This is a genomic window from Pedobacter sp. Bi126 (genome assembly GCF_918698245.1).
Lineage (GTDB): Bacteria > Bacteroidota > Bacteroidia > Sphingobacteriales > Sphingobacteriaceae > Pedobacter.
Map to the genome: position 1 here is coordinate 34996 of NZ_CAKKMS010000011.1, position 21552 is coordinate 56547.

The window sequence follows — 21552 nt, forward strand, 5'->3', positions numbered from 1 at the left end:
TGGGTTTAGATATTATAAAATTCTTAAGAAATTGGTTCTGTTAATGGACTGTTTCTTTCGATATAGATCGCTCTTTCTTCAACTAGCAAGGTACCTTGAGAGTATTTCTCGTCATGTTGAGATGCATCAAGCCCCATTTCTTCTTCTTCATCTGACACCCTGATTGGGTTAATAAGATTTACCAGTTTGAAAATGATGAATGATACAACGAAACTGAATATGATTACAATTACAGCACCTTTTAATTGTGTTACAAAGAACGCCGGGTTGCCATAAAACAAACCATCGGCACCAGCAGCATTTACTGTTTTAGTAGCAAAAACACCTGTTAACAACATACCAACAATACCACCCACACCATGACAAGGGAAAACATCTAACGTATCATCTAAACTGGTTTTTTGTTTCCAAGAAACCACAAGGTTTGAGATAACTGCGGCAATAGCACCAATAAATATACTTGCTGAGATACTTACAAAACCTGCACCTGGTGTAATGGCTACCAAACCAACTACTGCACCGATACAAAAACCTAAAACCGAAGGTTTTTTACCTCTTGCAACATCAAAGAACATCCACGATAAACCTGCAGCACCTGCAGCGGTATTTGTAGTTAAGAATGCAGAAACAGCTAAACTACCTGCGCTCAATGCAGAACCTGCATTAAAACCGAACCAACCGAACCATAATAAACCTGTACCAATTAGTACGTAAGGGATATTCGCAGGTGGAACTTCTTTATGCTCTAAGTGAGATTTTCTACGTTTTAAAACCAATGCACCAGCTAATGCAGCCATACCAGCAGAAATGTGAACTACGGTACCTCCAGCAAAATCCAATACACCCATTTTAAACAAGAAACCTTGTGGATGCCATGTCCAGTGGGCTAACGGAGAATAAACGAATATTGCGAATAAAACAATAAATAAGATGTATGAGGTAAAACGGATACGTTCTGCTACGGCACCTACCACTAAACCCGGGGTAATAATGGCAAACATTAATTGAAACACAGCAAATAAAGATAGCGGAATAGTTAAGTCTGCTCCCCCCTGAAGGTGTGGCGCTCCAGAATTTACACCTTTAAAGAACAAAAACGTTGATGGATTTCCAATAAAGCCACCAATGGTATCTCCGAAGGCTAAACTAAAACCTACTACCGTCCATAAAACTGTAATTACTCCTGCGGCTACCACACTTTTAATCATGGTAGATAGTACATTTTTACGATGAACCATTCCACCATAAAAGAATGCAAGGCCTGGAGTCATTAAAAATACAAGCGCAGAAGCGATTAATATGAATGCAATGTCAGGCCCACTATACTTGCCTTCGTCAAAATTAGGAAGAAGTGGAATAAATAGAGCGAAAATTGCGACAATCATCAATATCGCAAAAGGCGCGTACTGTTTAAAGGAGAATTTACTCATAGTTTTTAGTTTAATTTGTTTGTATTGTTTAAATAATTGAAATATGCTTGATTTATTTTTCTAAAAATACGACATATTGCAGTTTTTACACCATTAAATTAAAATATTTTAATAAAAATGAGTGATTTTTATAAAACAAAACAAAAATTAACCTTAAAAATAAAAATACCAAAAAATACAGGTGATTTTAATACAAGTTTTTAATAAAAACAAAATCACATATTAACCATCATTTATATGATTTTACCTAAAATTTATAAAAAATCGACTCAAAAAAACATAAATAACAGAAAAAACCCATGAAATTTCATGGGTTTTTAAAAAAATCGTTAAAAAATTTAACTTTTTATGAAAAATAAGCAGATCCTTGAATCACTCCTCTTTTTTCGATTTCTTTATCCATATAGGTTTGAATTGCCGATTTGTTAAGCCCCCAGTTAGGCGCAATCAATAAATCCCAATCCGAAATACCAAAAAGCCGCTGAATAACAATATCCGGTCGTAATAAAGGGATTAATTCACAAAGTAAGTCGGTATATTCTTCGAGAGAAAACAATTTAAAGGGCTCCTTTTTATACTTAGCGCCCATTATAGATCCTTCTACAACATGGAGGTGATGGAACTTTACAAACTTGATTTGTGGGAAACGGTTAATTTCATGAATGTAACCGTGCATCTGCTCACGGGTTTCCCATGGGAAACCAAAAATGGTATGCACGCACAGATCGAGCTTACTATCTTTTAAAAGTTCTACCGCAGCAACAAATTCGCCATGATTGCAGCCCCTGTTGATCTGATCGAGCGTTTCATCATAAATCGATTCCATGCCCATTTCTAAATCCACATCGAAGCGGTCGGTATAACTTTCTAACAAAGCTACCTTTTCTGCATCGATACAATCAGGACGTGTACCTACAGCAAAACCAACAATATCTTCGGTATTAATCGATAGCGCTTCATCATACATCATCTTTAAATAATGTACTGGCGCATAGGTATTGGTATTAGGCTGAAAATAAACAATATACTTATCAGCTTTATAAGAAGTTTTAGCCCTTAACATGCCTTCGGCAAGCTGATCTTTAATATTTGGATTTTTACGCGAAGGCTCCGGCGTAAAAGAATCAACATTACAATACGTACAACCACCGTAACCTTTGCTCCCATCGCGGTTGGGGCAGGTAAAACCACCATCTACAATTACTTTAAATACACGCTGCCCTTTATACTTTTCGCGCAAATGCGTGCCGTAATTTTTATAACCCTTTATCCCTGAATCTACTAGTGTTCCCATTATTTGCAAAAATACGCTTTTTGTTCGAGACGAGTGATTAGGGAGGTAAGATTTGAGATATTAGACAAGAGATGTGAGATTTGGCGTACAATTAGGGTTTAGGGTTTAGGGTTTAGGGTTTAGGGTTTAGGAAAAACACGCTGCTACTCATCAGGATTTAAAAATTTAGTTCTTTTTTTTAGAAAAGCAAAGCCTGTGGTTCTTCGCAGTGCCAGTCCCGCCACATGCTCATACGCCTGCAGGCCTTGGGCGCAGGGCCGGTATCCGCCGTGTCGGGTTTAGAAAACTGAGTTTAAGCACAGGTTTAACTTACCTAAACCCGGTAGCAGCGAACACGATCCCGATTTTTTCTATCGGGAGAAGTAAAGCGGATAACGGGACTTTCGGAACCGATTGAAACAGAACCCTGCTTTTCAAAATGTGAAAATGGGATTTGGAGCGGTAAGATTTAGCATATATATAAGGTTTAGGGTTTAGGGTTTAGGGTTTAGGGTTTAGGGTTTAGGAAAAACACGCTGCTACTCATCAGGATTTAAAAATTTAGTTCTTTTTTTTGAAAAGCAAAACCTGTGGTTCTTCGCAATGTTAGTCCCGCCACATGCTCATACGCCTGCAGGCCTTAGGCACAGAGCCGGTATCCGCCGTGTCGGGTTTAGAAAACTGAGTTTACTACACAACCCCGGTAGCAGCGAACACGATCCCGATTTTTTTTATCGGGAGAAGTAAAGCAAATAACGGGTCTTCATGAACCGATTGAAACAGAACCCTGCTTTTCAAGAAGCAAAAACCTCGCAGTTTTTTAAATCTGCGAGGTTCCGTTGTTAATTCTCTTCTCGAACCGTCATCCTGAACTTGTTTCAGGATCTATTCTGCCATTAAGATGCTGAAATAAATTCAGCAGGACGATCTCAGAGATACCTGAATCGCCTAATCTTGCTGCTCTTTTTTATTAATAAAAAAGTAAACAGGCACCCCCAGCAAAACAATCACAAGCCCCGGCCAGGTATACTGCTGTTTATAAATAAGCAGCAAAATACAAAATGCCGCTCCTATCAATAAGTAAATAATTGGTGTAACTGGATATAACCAGGTTTTGTAAGGCCTTTCAAGGCCTGGCTGTTTTATCCTTAAATAAATAACGCCAAAAACAGTAATCATATAAAAGAGCACAATAACAAATGATATCATATCTAAAAGATTACCATATTGCCCACTTAAACATAGAGCAGATGCCCAAATGCCCTGCATCCAAAGTGATCTTTCAGGAACTCCATTTTTATTGTTTTTTAATGCCGCTTTAAAAAACATTCCATCTTTTGCCATGGTTTGAAAAACCCGGGCACCTGCCAATACGATTCCATTAACACAACCGAAAGTAGAAATCATTACCAACAATGCAATTACAATTGTACCGATTCCACTACCGAAAATCTGTTCTGAGGCTGCAACAGCAACCCGATCATTGAGGGCAAATGCAATACTTTCTCTGTTTAGGGTATTGAGATAGATAAAATTGACCAATAAATAAAGAATCATCACTGCTGAAGTACCTAAAACCATAGAACGTACAACATTTTTTTTAGGGTTTTCGATTTCTCCCGAAACAAAAGTTACATTCTCCCAGGCCACACTCGAAAATACCGAACCAACCATGGCCGCTGCAATCCCCCCCATTATTGCCATTCCGGAAATGGATTCCCATCCCGATTTCAGAAAATTGCCGCTTGGATCTGTTTTAAGATTATTGAAAGCATCCCAGCCAAAGCTCATATTTCCGGCCCAGAAACTGTTTTTCACCAAAAGAAAGCCCAAGATAATTAAGCCGATTAAAGCGACAATTTTAGAACCAGTAAAAATGTTCTGCAAAATTTTACCGCCTTCAACACCTTTTGTATTAATATAGGTTAAAAGCAGAATCACACCGATGGCTAAAATCTGTATCCAGGTAATTTTATAGCCGCCACTTTGAAAAATTGGAGCAGCATCGTTTAAAGCTGGTATTAGATAGGCCGTAAATTTACCAAAAGCAACAGCAACAGCTGCAATAGTGCCTGTTTGAATTACGGTAAATAAGCCCCAACCATACAGAAATCCCATCATTTTACCAAAAATCTCTTTCAGGTAAGTGTATTGCCCACCAGCTTTGGGAAACATGGAAGAAAGTTCTCCATAAGAAATTGCGGCGGCAACTGTCATTACCCCAGTGATCAACCAAACCACAATCAACCAATAACCAGAACCGAGATTCCGCATGATGTCGGCACTAACAATAAAGATACCGCTTCCGATCATCGAACCCATTACCAGCATGGTGGCATCAAAAAGGCTTAATTTTCTTTTAGAAGGTCCATCTTCTTTTTCAATATTCATTTTTAGTTTGGTTTAGTTTGTGGCTAATTTATTTAAAAAAAAGAAAATAGGAGTACTTCGCTTGTATTATTTTAATTGAGCGAAATTTTATTCTACTTGACAATGAAAAATTTAATCACAAGAAAAATATTTTATTATCTTGCTAGATATAAGTACGCAGTTCGGAGAGAAGCATTTGGCGCTGAACGTTTGAAATAGATTAAACAATTGACCAATTTAAACAGTTAACCAATTACACAACAACATAAACAACTAACCAAATATAAAACCAATTATTAACTATGGATTTTTTACAAAACAATTTAATTTACTGTATTCCGGCGCTGGGCCTTGTCGGGATTATAGTTATGATGATTAAAAGCGCCTGGGTGAACAAGCAAGATGCAGGTGATAAAAACATGCAGGAACTTGCGGGCTATATCGCCGATGGTGCAATGGCCTTTTTAAAAGCCGAATGGAGAGTATTGAGCATTTTCGCTGTTTTTACAGCCGCGCTCCTGGCCTACTCGGGTACAATTACCGAAATTAAAGGAGTACCTATGCATTCGAGTTGGATCATCTCTATTTCTTTTATTATAGGAGCGGTATTTTCTGCAACTGCGGGTTATATCGGAATGAAATCGGCCACAAAAGCAAATGTTAGAACCACACAGGCTGCCAGAACAAGTTTAAAACAAGCATTAAAAGTTTCTTTTACTGGCGGTACCGTAATGGGCTTAGGCGTAGCTGGTCTTGCTGTTTTAGGTTTAGGCGGTTTATTTATTGTTTTTTTACAGGTATTTCATGTAACCAGTGCCAATAGTGTAGAAATGAGAACCGCCATTGAGGTTTTAACCGGTTTCTCTTTAGGAGCGGAATCTATTGCTTTATTTGCCCGTGTTGGTGGCGGTATATATACTAAGGCTGCCGATGTTGGTGCCGATTTAGTGGGTAAAGTTGAGGCTGGAATTCCGGAAGATGATGTGCGTAACCCTGCAACCATTGCCGATAATGTAGGTGATAACGTGGGTGATGTTGCAGGCATGGGTGCCGATTTATTCGGCTCTTATGTAGCAACCATATTGGCAACCATGGTTTTAGGACAAGAAATTACCGTAACAGATAAATTTGGCGGCATGTCTCCCATCCTTTTGCCAATGGTAATCTGCGGATTGGGTATTTTATTTTCAATTGTAGGCACCTGGTTTGTAACCATTAAAGATGATAAATCAAATGTTCAGACGGCTTTAAATCTAGGCAACTGGTCATCAATTTTGATTACAGCAGTAGCTTCATTCTTTATCGTAAAATGGATGTTGCCCGAAACATTAAACTTACGTGGTTATGAGTTCTCCAGTATTAATGTGTTTTACGCCATTATTGTTGGTTTAGTAGTGGGTACGATTATGAGTATCGTTACCGAATATTTTACCGCGATGGGCAAAGGCCCTGTAAATTCTATTATCCAACAATCATCAACCGGACATGCCACCAATATTATTGCAGGTTTAGCGGTTGGAATGAAATCGACTGTTATTCCAATTTTGGTTTTAGCAGGCGGGATTATGTTATCGTACCACTTCGCTGGTTTATATGGTGTAGCCATTGCAGCAGCGGGTATGATGGCCACTACGGCTATGCAATTGGCCATTGATGCTTTCGGACCAATTGCTGATAATGCGGGCGGTATTGCAGAAATGAGTCAGTTACCTCCAGAAGTACGCGAACGTACCGATAATTTAGACGCTGTTGGAAATACCACTGCAGCTACCGGTAAAGGATTTGCCATTGCATCTGCAGCCTTAACCTCTTTAGCATTATTTGCAGCTTTTGTAGGCATTGCAGGTATTACGGCGATAGATATATATAAAGCGCCAGTATTAGCAGGATTATTTGTTGGCGGGATGATTCCTTTCATTTTCTCGGCCCTTTGCATCCAGGCGGTGGGTAAAGCGGCAATGGATATGGTTCAGGAAGTTCGTCGCCAGTTTAGGGAAATTCCTGGCATTATGGAGTACAAAGCCAAACCAGAGTACGAAAAATGTGTAGCCATTTCAACCAAAGCATCTATCCGTGAAATGATGATGCCTGGTGCTATCGCCTTAATCACGCCGATAATTATTGGTTTTACTTTTGGTCCTGAAGTTTTAGGTGGATTATTGGCCGGTGTAACCGTTACCGGTGTATTGATGGGGATTTTTCAAAGCAATGCAGGCGGCGCATGGGATAACGCCAAAAAATCTTTCGAACAAGGTGTAATGATCAATGGAGAAATGCACTACAAAAAATCAGAACCACATAAGGCTTCGGTAACCGGAGATACTGTAGGTGATCCTTTTAAAGATACTTCGGGTCCTTCAATGAACATTTTAATCAAATTAATGTCTATTGTTTCACTCGTTATTGCGCCATACATCGCAGTTAAGGCAATTGCCAGCGAACATAAGCAAGAAGTTCGAAAAGAAATCAGAATTGAGCAAAAAACCGATAGTTTAGGTAACACAATTACGGATACTTTAACAAATACTACCGACACTTTAAGGCGTTAGTTCTAAAATCACAGATATAATACAACTGAAAGGGGGATTTTAACAGAATCCCTTTTTCTTTTTGGTAATTTTTATTTAGGTTTACCGCTTATTATCATAAAATCAACAAACATAAAAGACTAAACAACTTATGAATCTAAAAAAGCCTATTGATGTGCTTATAGCAGAATCTGCTGAAAGTGGTGAAGGCACGCTGAAACGGACACTGAGTAGTACAAGCCTTGTTGCATTGGGCATTGGAGCTATTATTGGTGCAGGCTTATTCTCTTTAACCGGTATTGCTGCAGCGGACCACGCTGGACCTGCTGTAACCTTATCATTTGTATTGGCAGCTGTAGGCTGTGCTTTTGCAGGATTATGTTATGCAGAATTTGCATCTATGATTCCTGTTGCAGGAAGTGCCTACACCTATTCTTATGCTACCATGGGTGAGTTCATGGCATGGGTTATTGGCTGGGATCTTGTTCTGGAATATGCTTTAGGGGCCGCAACCGTTGGCGTTTCATGGTCTGGATATTTCAATAAACTATTGCACGAGTTTGGCCTCGAAATGCCGCTCTACTTAACCAAATCATTTGCAGAAGTAGATGGTGGTGGAATCAATCTACCTGCTGTGGTAATTGTTTCTCTACTTTCATTGATGTTAATCCGCGGTACAAAAGAATCTGCAAGCCTTAACAACGTTTTAGTAATTGTAAAAGTAGCTGTAGTAATCATTTTCATTGCATTGGGATGGAAATTTATCAACCCAGCTAATCATACACCTTATATTCCTGCAAACACTGGTGTTAAGGGAGAATTTGGTATTTCGGGAATCGCAGCTGGTGCAGCATTGGTATTCTTTGCATTTATCGGTTTCGATGCTGTTTCTACTGCAGCTCAGGAAGCTAAAAACCCACAAAAAGGTATGCCAATTGGTATATTGGGCTCTTTAGTAGTTTGTACGATATTATATGTTTTATTTGCGCATGTAATGACTGGCTTGGTACCTTATACTATTTTTAAAGGTGATGCCTCTCCTGCAGCTACCGCTTTTAAAGTTACAGGATACGGTTGGTTACAAATGGGTTTAATTATTGCCATTTTAGCTGGTTACACCTCGGTAATATTAGTAATGTTAATGGGCCAGTCGAGGGTATTTTATACCATGTCAAAAGATGGATTATTACCTAAGTTTTTCAGCACTATCCACTCTAAGTTTAGAACGCCTTTCAAAACTAATATCTTCTTTATGCTTTTTGTAAGCGTATTTGCAGGTTTTGTTCCTGTAACCGATCTAGGCCATATGGTTTCTATCGGTACGTTGTTCGCTTTCTCGCTAGTATGTATCGGTGTGATGTTACTGCGCAAAACAGATCCTGACAGGCCTCGTCCATTCAAAACACCATTGGTGCCTTTCGTTCCAATTATGGGTGTGATCGTTTGCGTTTATTTAATGTCATCATTACCTTTTGAAGCATGGATCAGGTTAGCCATTTGGATGGCGCTGGGTATAGCGATTTATTTCTTTTATGGCAAAGGAAATTCAGTATTAAGAAACAAAGGAAAAGTGGTTGGCGCAGTAGATCCACCAAAACCCGAGTTATAATAGCTAAATCATAAAAAAATTAAAGCCTCGACCGAAAAGTCGGGGCTTTTTTATGTTAAATAATTGTTAATAAAACTACCTTTGCAAAAAATCGATAACATGTACCGCTATTTTGCCAAATTTAAGATCACTTATTTCTTCTTAACGATTGTTTTGCTACTCATTTCCGCTGCAGGATATGCGCAGAGAACAATTAACGATGTAATGGACTCTACCACGGTTAACCATTTGCTCATTATCTCTAAGAAATACGGCTCATTATCTTTTAGCGGATACCTGCAGCCTCAATTCCAGGTTGCGCAGGCAAATGGTGCACAGGCAGAGTATCAAGGCGGAAACTTCGGCGAGTTTACCAATAACCGGTTTAGGTTAAGAAGAGGTCGTTTAAGGGCAGATTATATGATGCTAACAGATGATGGCAGTCCTTCTACCTATTTTGTACTTCAGTTTGACGGTACTGAACAAGGTGTTGCCATCCGTGATTTTTGGGGACGTTATTACGAAAATAAATGGAAAATACTGGCGGTTACTTTAGGGCTTTCAGGCCGTCCGTTTGGGAACGAACTGCAGTTATCTTCTTCAGTAAGGGAAGCGCCGGAGCGTGGCCGGATGTCGCAGATTCTAATGAAAACAGAACGAGATCTGGGGGTTACGTTTACCCTAAACCCACGATGGAAAGATGCCCGGTTGAAAAACTTTGTATTTGATTTTGGTATTTATAACGGACAAGGCTTAGCTGGTGCCGGAGAATTTGACAACAGTAAGGATTTTATCTTCAGGTTAAGCCACAAAACCTATGCATTTAATAAATTTACCATTGCGGGCGGTATAAGTACACTACAAGGTGGCTTAAACCATCGTTTGCCAGTAAGTTATAAGATGGATAGAATCAATGAGCAATGGCGAATGGTGAAGGATTCATCGGCCAATACCATCAATAAGGTTGCTCCAAGGAGATATTACGGTGCCGATATTCAGCTGGCTACAAAAACCAAGAGCTGGAAATCTGAGTTAAGGGCAGAAGTGGTATCAGGCCTACAAACAGGTACCTCAACTACCTCAACCACTCCTGGATCTTATCCTGTTGATAGTAAATCGGTAGCCTTGCCTTATTATACCCGAACCTTCAACGGTGCTTACTTTACCTTTGTACAAACTTTGAATAGCACCGACAATCAGCTTATTTTAAAATACGATTGGTATGATCCAAATTCAAAGGTAAAAGGGCTTGATATTTCAAGCGCCCAGGGGCTTTCTCCAGCGGATGTTCGTTTTGATACTTTTGGATTTGGTTTTTTACATCATTTTAATCCACATTTTAAGGCTGTACTTTATTATGATATCATTAAAAACGAATCAACCCAAATTCAAGGCTATACAGCAGACAGAAAAGACAATGTGCTTACGTTAAGAACACAGTTCTATTTCTAATAAATAAAGTACAATTGAGGAATTGAGACAAATTCCGCTACCTTTGCTTAAAATTGCGCCGCTATGAAATTCGATTTTATGACGTTCAACTTAAGCCAGATCCTATCCACAACGATGGTGCTCTTCGCTATTATCGATATTTTGGGCGCCATTCCCGTTGTAATCGAATTACGTAGAAAAGCAGGCCATATCGAATCAGAAAAAGCATCTTTAGTCGCTACAGGCTTAATGATCCTCTTTTTGTTTGTTGGTGAATCTTTATTGAAAGTAATTGGATTAGATGTAGAATCTTTCGCCATTGCGGGTTCTTTCGTGATCTTTTTTATTGCCATGGAGATGGTATTGGGATTAACGATTTTTAAAGAAGAAGCGCCAGAAACAGTCTCCATCGTTCCATTGGCCTTCCCTTTAATTGCCGGAGCAGGAACAATGACTACCCTACTTTCGCTTAAAACAGAATACCATACCCAGAATATATTGGTGGGTATTATACTCAATATGCTGTTTGTTTACTTTGTATTGAAAAATACCAACAGACTGGAAAAACTTTTCGGAAAATCGGGCTTAAACATTCTGCGTAAGGCCTTTGGGGTAATTTTATTGGCTATAGCCATTAAATTGTTCAGAAATAATACGGGGCTTTAAAGATTGAAGGCGTAGCTTCGTTTTTAAAACGCTAGGTCGTCATTGCGATGAGGAACGACGAAGCAATCTTAAAGCGATCGTTACCTGCTATAGTTGTAGGATTGCTTCGTGCCTCGCAATGACGATCACGCTATTAAATGACAATCCTCCAATCAATCTGTAACAATAATTGCGTATATTCATCTAAACATAAAGCTTACACCATGAACAGCTTTGAAGAATATACCTTAATTATTGGAGCAATAGCCGTTTTAATCGAAGCGGTAAAATACTTCAAAAAGAATTTCAAATCCTGGTTTGAACATACGTAGTATGCATTGAATCGATTTCTATTTTTAAATAGATTCGTAATTTCCAACTTGATAGCTATCGGGTTGATTGGGAATCTTAAAGCATTAAGATTCCCGCCTGCGCGGGAATGACGGTTAAAGAGCCAAAAAGAACCCTGATCTTAAAATCCTTTAATCCTAATTAATCCTGGCTCTTCTTAATCAACCTCGCCACAAACATCGTATCGGCATTGTTTTCATAACCCCTTATCAGTTCCATTTTTTCCAGCTCTAATGGCAAAGTATCAATCATATGCTGAACAATGGCTTCGTTTTCTTCGGCAAAGGCAGAGCAGGTAATATAAATAAGCGGCTTACCCGGCTTTAAATATTTTACAATATTTTGGACAATCCCCTTCTGAATGCTGGCAAATTGATTAATTTTCCGTTCCTCGAAAAATGTAACCATTTCGGGTGTTCTGCCCCATGTTCCGGAACCAGTGCAGGGCGCATCCAAAATGATCCCATCAAACTGATAGTGGTGTAAAACCTGATCGTTGTTCTGTAAAAGATCCAGTTCCTTTTTATGGTACTTTTTGATCCCGGCTAAGCGGAAACGTTCGTCTAAATTTAAGAGTACACTTTCTCTCAGATCAGAAACCAAAAGCTCGATCACAGGCTCCAAACTATGCAACAGCAGCGTTTTTCCACCAGATGCCGCACAGCAATCCCACCATTTATCCCATTTGTTCGGTTTAAAATAATTGCCCGTATGCTGAGAAGATAAATCTTGAACCTGGTAACTGCCTTCCTTTAAAACGGTTTCGAGCTTAGTTCCGTTAGGTAAAGCCAAAGCAGTATCAGAAATCGCTTTAACCGCAATGTTTTCATCTTCTAATTTTGCAATAATAGCTGCTGATTCTTCTGCTGCCACCCTGATAAACAGATCTGGCTGTTTGAAGAATGAGGTACAAAACGCTTCCCGGTCTAATCCATCAGATAGATTTGCGTGAAACGGATATACCTCCTGCAAATCAAAATCCGGATACCTGGTTTTAATGATGGATATTTTTTCCCCCAGCGGCAGTATAATACTTTCCTTTAATTCCGGCAGATTTTTCTCTACAATAAGGCTAAGTGTATCGTGGCACAAGAAATCGGCAATACTCAAACGTTCTTCCTGTGGAATTGCCGATAAAGCCTTACCTAATCTAAAAAAGCTATACATATGACGTGTAGCCCATCTCCTATCGGATGAACCCATTTGCTTATGCTGCTTAAAATAGGTTGGCAGAAAACGATGCAAGGGCAAACTTCCATCATAATTACTTAAAATCTGTTCAAAGGCTCTTAACTGATGGTCTGCTCTCATGCAATAATTAAAATGGAAGAAAAATTATAGAATTACTCAACTAGGTTTAATGCAAAGTTTTTAAACTTCAGTAACATTAAACTGGTGTTAATATAGCCTAATTTTTCATCATGGATAAATGAAAAGTTATTATGGAGGCCTTTATATTTATCTTTTACCAGATAATCTCTATAATCCTCTCCATATGTAGTTAACAGTTTACCGAAATAATAGCCAACATCGAAACCTTTAAAGGCATATTCTCCAGGCTCAAATCCATACCTGTAGCGATATTTTTTAATAAAGGCAACAACTGCGCTATTTTTGTAATCTATTTTATAAGACGAGCTGATAATCGTATTTAGATCTTGTAATTTATCAGTAGGATAATTCTGTTTTACCCAATTAGGATGACCAAATAGATTAATATTATAACCACCTGTGGCTAGATGCTTTAATTTATACAGTTTTTCTACTGTCGGTAATACAAAAGCCCTGTCAGATGAGGTAAGCACCACGGCATACTCTTTACCTTTGATCATTTTTGTTTCAAAAGCATAGGCCGAAGCATACTCTTGTACCACAAACTTGGTACTGGTTTGAAAATAGTTCCTTATTGGTGCTGCAAACTGTTCGTCTTCTGTTTTCTTAGGGTTAATCAGTACCACTATCGTATTGGCAGGATTATAATTTTTAGCAATGTATGTGGCTATCTTTTTTCCATGTAAACCAATATTATTTACAATGGACACCAGATTTGGATTATTAAATTCAGCAGGTTCGGAAGCAGCCAAAGGAGATACGATGATTGCATTGTTTTCTTTGGCATAATTGGAGATAAACTTTAACCCATCAGGAAAAACAGGACCAATAATTAAATTGCTTTGTTTAAAACGCTCATTTTTGTACAAAACCGATATATGTGCATTATCATCCTGCGTATCGAAAACATTGAGTTTAAAATTTAAACCCTGCGCGGCGGCAGAATCCAATCCCAATTTAAAGCCCTGGTAAAAATCGATAGGCATAGCATATTTTTCGATATCGGCTTTTGTTGCTGTTTTTAAATTCAGTTCATCCAGTTTAAAGGGAACAAGCAAGGAAACACTTGCCTGCGAAAACTTTTTGATAGGCTTTTTATCTGCTGGTTTTTCTTTTTCAACGGGTTTACTCGTCTCTGGTTTAGGTGTTCTCACTTTTGGCGAACAAGCACCCAAAATCAACATAAACAAAACTGGTAACCAGTAAACCTTTTTATAAATCATACCTGTTGTTTTTAACAAAATATGCTAGCAAAGTTTATTCCACCTTGCTAGCATAACATTTATTTTATGCAGTTTGGACTGAAAAACCAAACTGAAAACTCATAACTGAATTATTCCCACTCGATAGTTGCAGGTGGTTTTGAGCTGATATCGTATACCACCCTATTGATTCCTTTAACTTTATTGATAATCTCGTTTGAGATTTTAGCCAATACCGGATAAGGTAAATGGCACCAATCTGCAGTCATGCCATCAAGTGATTCAACCGCTCTTAATGCAATTACATTTTCGTAAGTACGCTCATCGCCCATCACTCCAACAGATCTTACCGGTAAGAAGATTGCGCCTGCCTGCCATACTTTGTCGTAAAGGCCTGCTTCTTTTAAATTATCGATATAAATTTTATCGGCATCTTGTAAAATGGCAACTTTTTCTGGAGTAACTTCTCCGATAATGCGGATACCTAAGCCTGGGCCTGGAAATGGGTGGCGGCCTAAAATAAACGATTCTAATCCTAAAGTGGTGCCTACTCTTCTTACTTCATCTTTAAACAAAGTTTTAAGTGGCTCTACTACTTTAAGTTTCATAAAATCTGGCAAACCACCTACATTATGGTGCGATTTTATGGTTGCCGACGGCCCTTTAACTGAAACCGATTCAATAATATCAGGATAGATTGTACCTTGGGCCAACCACTTTACATCTTGGATCAGGTGAGATTCTTCGTCGAAAACTTCGATAAATACACGGCCAATAATTTTACGTTTTGTTTCCGGATCTTCAACTCCGGCCAACTGGCCCAAGAATTTGTCTTTAGCATCAACGCCTTTAATATTTAAGCCAAAATCTTTATACTGCTCTAAAACACTTTCATATTCGTTTTTACGCAATAAACCATTATCAACAAATATACAGTGTAGGTTTGTACCGATGGCTTTATGTAAAAGTACCGCAGCAACACTACTGTCAACGCCACCTGAAAGTGCCAAAACAACTTTATCGTTACCTACAGTAGCTTTAATATCAGCAATTGTGGTTTCAACAAAAGCAGCAGAAGTCCAGTCCTGGCTGCATCCGCAAATATCAACCAAGAAGTTTTCTAACAGGATTTTCCCATCAATACTGTGCGTTACCTCAGGGTGAAACTGGATGGCATAAGTATCTGAATCTTTAAGATGGTAAGCTGCCACTTTTACGCTATCGGTACTGGCAATCAGTTCAAAATTTTCCGGAATATCGGTAATGGTATCGCCATGACTCATCCAAACTTGTGAACCGATGTTAATGCCTTTAAATAATTTATTCTCCTGGTTTACAAAATTCAGGTTAGCACGACCATATTCCCGTGTTGAAGATGGCTGAACTGCACCGCCAGAATGTTGGGCAATATATTGTGCACCATAACAAACAGCCAATAAAGGAAATTTTAAATGGTATTTCGATAAATCGATCTGAGGTGCATCTTCCTGACGAACAGAGAATGGACTACCCGAAAAAATAACCCCTTTTACATCAGGCGTAACCTCAGGAAGATTGTTGTATGGATATATTTCACAGTAAATATTTAGTTCGCGAACCCTACGAGCGATGAGTTGTGTAAATTGCGAACCAAAATCGACGATAATGATTTTTTCTTGCATCCGCAAAGGTACCAATTAGATATGAGATTTGAGGCTGCAGATTTGAGATTTTTAGCTTAAAAAAGTCCGAAGTCGGCAGCCAGGAGCCCGAAGTCAGTTTGGAGTCAATTAACCGCTTCAAACAGTTAACCGATTAACCAGCATAACTAAAAGTCGGTAGTTAGAAGTCCAAAGTCGATTAACTGATTAACAATTAACCAGTAAACTACTTGCCGTTACCAATAAACTACTGACAAATGAACCAATGAACCTTTACGATTCCATCAAAACCACCTCAACTCCAAATTTCCGCAAAAAGTCTACTCCTTCGTCGCTAGGCAAACCTTTGTAAGCCGCATACGATTTAGAATAATAAACCAATTTAATTCCTGAAGATAAAATCAACCTTGCGCAAGCAATACAAGGCGATAAGGTGGTATACAAAGTACAACCTTCAATTTTCGAACCGTTTTTAGAAGCATACAGGATTGCATTCTCCTCAGCGTGTAAGGCTAAAGAACAACTGCCCTTACTATCACGCGCACAGCCATGCTCTGGCCATTCCTCATCGCAATTGTGCGTACCAGCTGGCGGGCCATTGTAGCCGATAGAAATAATACGGGTATCTTTTGTTAACACTGCACCTACATGGGCACGCACGCAATGCGAACGGGCTGCCAAATCGGTGGCAAGGTTCATAAATATCGAATCGAAACTTGGTTTATCTGCCATTATAAAAATCAAAAAAGCCACAAAGAACTAAATCTCTGTGGCTGCAAAATTACTTTATTAAAAATTAATGTCCGCCAGAAATTTTTTGATCAAAGTTTATTCCTTGTGATCTTAATATTCCAGCCACTTTCCAGGCATAGAATGCCAAGTAAGCAAAACAGATAATCCCTACAATATAACTGTATTGAATACCTGTAAATTCTGATACCGCACCTTGTGCCCAGCTAATAATACCACCGCCCATAATCATCATAATTAAGAAGCTACTTCCCTGACTGGTGTGTTTGCCTAAACCGCTTACTGCCAAGGTAAAAATACAAGGCCATAAAGTGCTACAGAATAAACCTACACTGGTAATGGCATAAACACTTACCATCCCCTTAGTAAACATTCCGATTAATAACGCAGTAATACCTATTGCCGAAAAGATTAGCAACATACGGGCCGGGTTACCTTTACTCGCCATATCAGCAGCAATTAATACTAAGATAATCAAACCGTATACATAAAATGGAGCAAGATCATGTTTTGCTATAGCATTTACAGCTAAGAAAATACCAAAAGCTAAATATGGCGCAATAAAACGTAATACTTTTTGTGTGCCGATATTATCAGTAAAAGCTTCAACAGCACCTGTCCAACGACCGATCATCATACTTGCCCAATATAAAGAGATATAAGGGGCAATATCTTTAATGGCAAAGCCTAAATCTTTCTCCATATAAGCTGGTAGATTACTTGCGGTAGATACCTCGACACCCACATAAACAAATATGGCAATCATACCCAAAACCAATTGCGGATATTGCAAAGCTGATCCCTTAATCGATTTAGTATCCTCAACCACAGCTTCAACCAAAGCAGGTCTATCAGGCAAAGACGACATTTTTAAGAAAACAGCAACGGCAATAAAAGCAACACCCAAAATTAGATATGGAATTTTAACGCTTTCTATACTAATATTTGTAGTTGCATTTGCCGCAGAACCAAAAATAGCGAAACTTACAATAAGTGGTCCAATGGTTGTACCAAAGTTATTAATACCACCGGCAAGCGTTAAACGTTGCGAACCTGTTTTAATTGGCCCTAATGCAATAGCTAATGGATTTGCAACAGTTTGCTGTAAGGAGAAACCTAATGCTACAATAAATAAGCCTGAAAGCATTAAAGGAAATGAATGCATGTTTGCTGCAGGATAAAACAATAAGGTTCCAAGTGCCGAAATAACCAGACCAAGCGCAAGCGAATTTTTATAACCCAGTTTGTTTACAATATCTTGTCCTATTACAACAGAAATACCGTTATAAATTAAAGCACCCACTGTATAAGCAATATAAAATGCTAATGAAACCAATTGACTTTCGGCTTGCGATAAATCAAAAGCTTTTTTAAATACCGGTATTAAAATGTCATTACTGGCGGCTACAAAGCCCCAGAAAAAGAATACCGTAACCAAAGGAATAAACTGCCCCCACTTGGTTTGTGTTTGTTCTGAACTCATTTTTTAAATCTAGTTTTAGTGGCTCTAAACATAAATAAAAAAAAATGAAAACCAGTAAATTTTATGCAACCTATGCAACAAAAATAAATGTTAAATGTTTAGGTATAAAGTTGCATATTCGCATATTATAAACAATACAATGCATGTTTGAAGCCATATTACTAGGTATAGGAGCAGGGATTATTTCGTCGTTTTTAACAGGGCCGGTATTTTTTGCAATGATCAAAACCAGCATTGAGAGGGGTTTCAAAGCTGGGTTTTCTTTAGCTGTTGGCGTAATTATTAGTGATGTGGTCTTAATTGGCCTGGTTCTTTTTGGCAGCCAGTTTTTGGATTATCAAGCAGAGTTTGATAAATATGTAGGGACCATTGGGGGCCTATTCTTGTTAGCAGTAGGCATATATTACCTGGTTTCTAAAATAACAGTGCACTATAATAGTTCAACCCTTCAAAAAGTAAGTAAACGTGGTTATGTAATAAAAGGATTTTTAATGTGCATCCTTACCCCCTCTACCTTAATGTTCTGGATCATTGTAAGCGGGATTATCTCGGTTAAATTGAATAACATGCTGAACGAAAAGCTAGTCTGCTTTTTTATTGCCATGGCTACCCAATTGAGTATAGATGGTGCAAAGAGTTTCTACTCGAGTAAACTCCGTTATAAAATAAAAGAAGATGCGCTTAAAAAGCTGAATAAAATCGCAGGGGTGGTCATCATCTTTTTTGCCATTTGGCTGATCGTTAAAACTTACCTGAAGTTCTACGTATAGGTTTTCACCACAAAGACTATAAAGAAAACGCAATACACATCTTATCGTTAGCCACGGAAACACAGAACACACGGAATTTCTCACGTTTTGTCATCCTGAGCCGAGTCGAGGGGCCGACAAAAATTACTAAACAGTTTTTTATTTTTTGAAAAACAGGTGCAATGCTTCTTCCGCCGTAGTCCGTATCCCCACGAACCGCTAAAATCATTAACTTCTGTTCTCCAATATCAGTAATAACACTAAAACAGATCCTGAAATAAATCCGATAGCTATCGGATCAGGATGACACACTGTTGGGAAACAATTGAACCTTCACGAAGTTAATTAAGTTGTGCCTTTGTGTCTTGGTTGGTTAAAAGTTTTGAAAACTAGGCTCAGTGCTACTATTACTGTTAGTCCTGCCAATGCTGCAAGTCCTCGGCAAATGAAGAATTTGCCTCCGGGCTTTTCGCGAATGTCAGGTTTAGGTAGGAAAAGATTGTTACCTTTTTTGATGGTCACCTTGAGCGGAGTCGAAGGACTCTTCTCTGCATAGGAAGCTACAATTTGTGTCTTCGTGCTCAGTGCTAAACAGGGGCTCGGAACTCTTCTTTTCTCTGTGCAAACTCGTTGTTCTCAGGTGGTAAAAAACAAAAAAATAGCCCATATAAAATATGAGCTATTTGTTATTCAAGTCCTCTTTAGGAGGTTTAGGGGTCTAATAAGCCCTTTGGTTATTTCCTTCTTTCCAGTTAACGAAAGCTTTATTTACCACTTTGTTACCACCTGGGGTAGGATAATTTCCTGAGAAATACCAGTCACCTTTGTTTTTCGGACAAGCTTCGTGCAAGTTCTCTAAACTTTGATAAATTACTTCAACCTCAGCAACAGTACCTTTTGGCGTAATAATTTGTGCAATTTTAGCCGAAATTTCTTCAGGCGTAAACGGTTTATAAATTTCCTTAACGTGATTTACAATTTCTTCTTTAGGTAAAAGTAACGAAGCTTTACATTTGGTGTAAACGTCTTCGATCACCTGCCACATACCACGCTCCGTTAACAACTGAATGGCCGCATCGAAAGCCACGAACTGTCCCATTCTACTCATATCGATACCATAACAATCAGGGTAACGGATCTGAGGTGCAGAAGAAACAATAATAATTTTCTTAGGGTGTAAACGGTCAACGATTTTAATGATACTCTGTTTTAAGGTTGTACCACGTACAATCGAATCATCAAGCGCCACTAAAGTATCCTGGTGGTTATTGATAATCCCATAGGTAGTATCGTAAACGTGTGCCACCATTTCGCTCCGGTCTGCATCCTGTGTAATAAAAGTTCTCAGTTTTACATCTTTAACCGCAAGCTTTTCTACACGGGGTGCTAAAGATAACAGGTCTTCAAGCTGCTGATCTGTTAATGTTTCTTTTTTATGTAAAAGTATATCTTTCTGGTGCCTGCGTACATATTGCTGAACACCATCAACCATTCCAAAAAAGGCTACTTCTGCCGTATTTGGAATAAATGAGAATACTGTATTTTTTAAATCGTAATTAACGGCCTGAAGAATTTTATCGCTTAATAAACGACCTAACTGCTTGCGCTCGCGGTAAATTTCTACATCACTTCCTTTTGAGAAATAGATGCGCTCGAACGAGCACGATAATCTTTCGGTAGGCTCGCGGAACTGCTCCATGCTTACCTCGCCGTTTTTCTTGATGATTAAAGCATGACCAGGATCAATCTCTTTAACATCTTTGAACTGGATATTAAATGCAGTTTGTAAAGCAGGCCTTTCAGATGCCGCTACAACGATCTCGTCATCATAATAGTAATACGCCGGACGGATACCTGCCGGATCGCGCATAATGAACGAATCGCCATTACCCACCATACCACAGATTGAATAACCTCCATCCCATGTTTTGGCTGAGCGGCGAAGAATATTCGCGATATCTAAATTATCAGATATTTTGTGTGTAATCGCAACGTTATCATGTCCTTCTTTTTTGTATTGATCGAAAAGCTCCTGGTTTTCATCATCTAAAAAGTGACCGATTTTTTCCAATACCGTTACGGTATCTGCTTTTTCTTTTGGATGCTGACCTAACTCGTACAATTGCTCCAATAACTCATCAACATTCGTCATGTTGAAATTACCTGCAATTACCAGGTTACGTGTCATCCAGTTGTTTTGCCTTAAAAAAGGGTGGCAATTTTCGATGCTGTTTTTACCATGTGTACCATAACGCAAATGGCCCATTAACACCTCGCCGATAAAGCTTACGTTGTTTTTGAGCCATTCTGTATCCTGCATTAATTCAGGGGTGTTTTCCTGGATATCGACAAATTTGTTCTGTACATATTCGAAGATATCTGCTACCGCATTAGATGCCATGCTCCGATATCGGCTAATGTACCTACTGCCCGGTTTCATATCCAGTTTAATGGTGGCAATACCTGCGCCATCCTGGCCCCGGTTATGCTGTTTTTCCATTAAAAGGTATAATTTGTTAAGGCCGTAAAGTGCTGTACCGTACTTTTGCTGGTAGTAAGAAAGTGGTTTTAACAGGCGAATAAAAGCGATTCCGCATTCGTGTTTTATCTGATCACTCATTGTGTGGGTTTGAAGCCGCAAAGTTATCCTTTTAACTTGTTACAACCTAAAGAAAAATGTTTTCTTTTAAGATGATGAGTTTTAGCTGACAGATGTTCCAAATGTATGGTAACATGCATTTCTCATTAAAAATTCTGTATTATTAATTAGAATCTTTCTA

The 21552-nt window shown here is 38.7% G+C and carries 14 protein-coding genes; 5 read left to right on the top strand and 9 right to left on the bottom strand.

Annotation, left to right across the window (positions count from 1 at the left end):
• Positions 1 to 23: 23 nt before the first annotated feature.
• The 3 genes from LQ201_RS24880 to LQ201_RS24890 all read right to left on the bottom strand — a co-directional run bounded on the left by LQ201_RS24880 (position 24) and on the right by LQ201_RS24890 (position 5094).
• Positions 24 to 1430, bottom strand: coding sequence for an ammonium transporter (locus tag LQ201_RS24880; protein ID WP_230146550.1), 1407 nt, complete (start codon positions 1428 to 1430; stop codon positions 24 to 26).
• A gap of 346 nt (positions 1431 to 1776) precedes the next feature.
• Entirely contained in the window at positions 1777 to 2724 is a 948-nt protein-coding gene (locus LQ201_RS24885; protein WP_230146486.1) for a TIGR01212 family radical SAM protein, read from the bottom strand.
• Positions 2725 to 3651: 927 nt separating this feature from the next.
• Complete coding sequence (locus tag LQ201_RS24890; RefSeq protein ID WP_230146487.1) at positions 3652 to 5094, bottom strand: APC family permease; 1443 nt, start codon at positions 5092 to 5094, stop codon at positions 3652 to 3654.
• A 281-nt stretch (positions 5095 to 5375) separates the two neighbouring features.
• Here LQ201_RS24890 and LQ201_RS24895 point away from each other — a divergent pair, with 281 nt between their 5' ends.
• From LQ201_RS24895 to LQ201_RS24910, 4 genes are all read left to right on the top strand, one after another.
• The gene (locus tag LQ201_RS24895) at positions 5376 to 7622 is read left to right on the top strand and encodes a sodium-translocating pyrophosphatase (protein ID WP_230146488.1); all 2247 of its coding nucleotides are present in this window, start codon (positions 5376 to 5378) and stop codon (positions 7620 to 7622) included.
• Positions 7623 to 7752: 130 nt separating this feature from the next.
• Positions 7753 to 9210, top strand: coding sequence for an amino acid permease (locus LQ201_RS24900; RefSeq protein ID WP_230146489.1), 1458 nt, complete (start codon positions 7753 to 7755; stop codon positions 9208 to 9210).
• Positions 9211 to 9309: 99 nt separating this feature from the next.
• On the top strand, positions 9310 to 10641 hold the full coding sequence (locus tag LQ201_RS24905) for a porin (RefSeq protein ID WP_230146490.1): 1332 nt from the start codon (positions 9310 to 9312) through the stop codon (positions 10639 to 10641).
• Between the two features lie 78 nt (positions 10642 to 10719).
• A complete protein-coding gene (locus tag LQ201_RS24910; protein ID WP_029274105.1) occupies positions 10720 to 11286 on the top strand; it encodes a MarC family protein in 567 nt (188 codons plus the stop codon).
• A gap of 471 nt (positions 11287 to 11757) precedes the next feature.
• On the opposite strand, the gene LQ201_RS24915 is transcribed toward LQ201_RS24910, so the two are convergent.
• From LQ201_RS24915 to LQ201_RS24935, 5 genes are all read right to left on the bottom strand, one after another.
• Entirely contained in the window at positions 11758 to 12927 is a 1170-nt protein-coding gene (locus LQ201_RS24915) for an RsmB/NOP family class I SAM-dependent RNA methyltransferase (RefSeq protein WP_230146491.1), read from the bottom strand.
• Positions 12928 to 12959: 32 nt separating this feature from the next.
• Positions 12960 to 14171 carry an ABC transporter substrate-binding protein gene (locus tag LQ201_RS24920; protein WP_230146492.1) on the bottom strand — a complete coding sequence of 404 codons (1212 nt, stop codon included), beginning with the start codon at positions 14169 to 14171 and terminating at the stop codon, positions 12960 to 12962.
• 110 nt (positions 14172 to 14281) lie between these two features.
• Entirely contained in the window at positions 14282 to 15811 is a 1530-nt protein-coding gene (guaA, locus tag LQ201_RS24925) for a glutamine-hydrolyzing GMP synthase (RefSeq protein WP_230146493.1), read from the bottom strand.
• 252 nt (positions 15812 to 16063) lie between these two features.
• Positions 16064 to 16522 (bottom strand): dCMP deaminase family protein, encoded by a 459-nt coding sequence (locus LQ201_RS24930; protein ID WP_029274099.1) that lies wholly within the window; start codon positions 16520 to 16522, stop codon positions 16064 to 16066.
• Positions 16523 to 16586: 64 nt separating this feature from the next.
• Complete coding sequence (locus LQ201_RS24935) at positions 16587 to 18023, bottom strand: MFS transporter (protein ID WP_230146494.1); 1437 nt, start codon at positions 18021 to 18023, stop codon at positions 16587 to 16589.
• Positions 18024 to 18166: 143 nt separating this feature from the next.
• On the opposite strand from LQ201_RS24935, the gene LQ201_RS24940 reads away from it, so the two are divergent.
• Positions 18167 to 18793, top strand: coding sequence for a LysE family translocator (locus LQ201_RS24940; RefSeq protein WP_230146495.1), 627 nt, complete (start codon positions 18167 to 18169; stop codon positions 18791 to 18793).
• A gap of 697 nt (positions 18794 to 19490) precedes the next feature.
• Here LQ201_RS24940 and LQ201_RS24945 read toward each other — a convergent pair.
• Positions 19491 to 21392: a class II glutamine amidotransferase gene (locus tag LQ201_RS24945; protein WP_057932784.1), complete on the bottom strand. Its 1902-nt coding sequence runs from the start codon at positions 21390 to 21392 to the stop codon at positions 19491 to 19493.
• Positions 21393 to 21552: the final 160 nt, after the last annotated feature.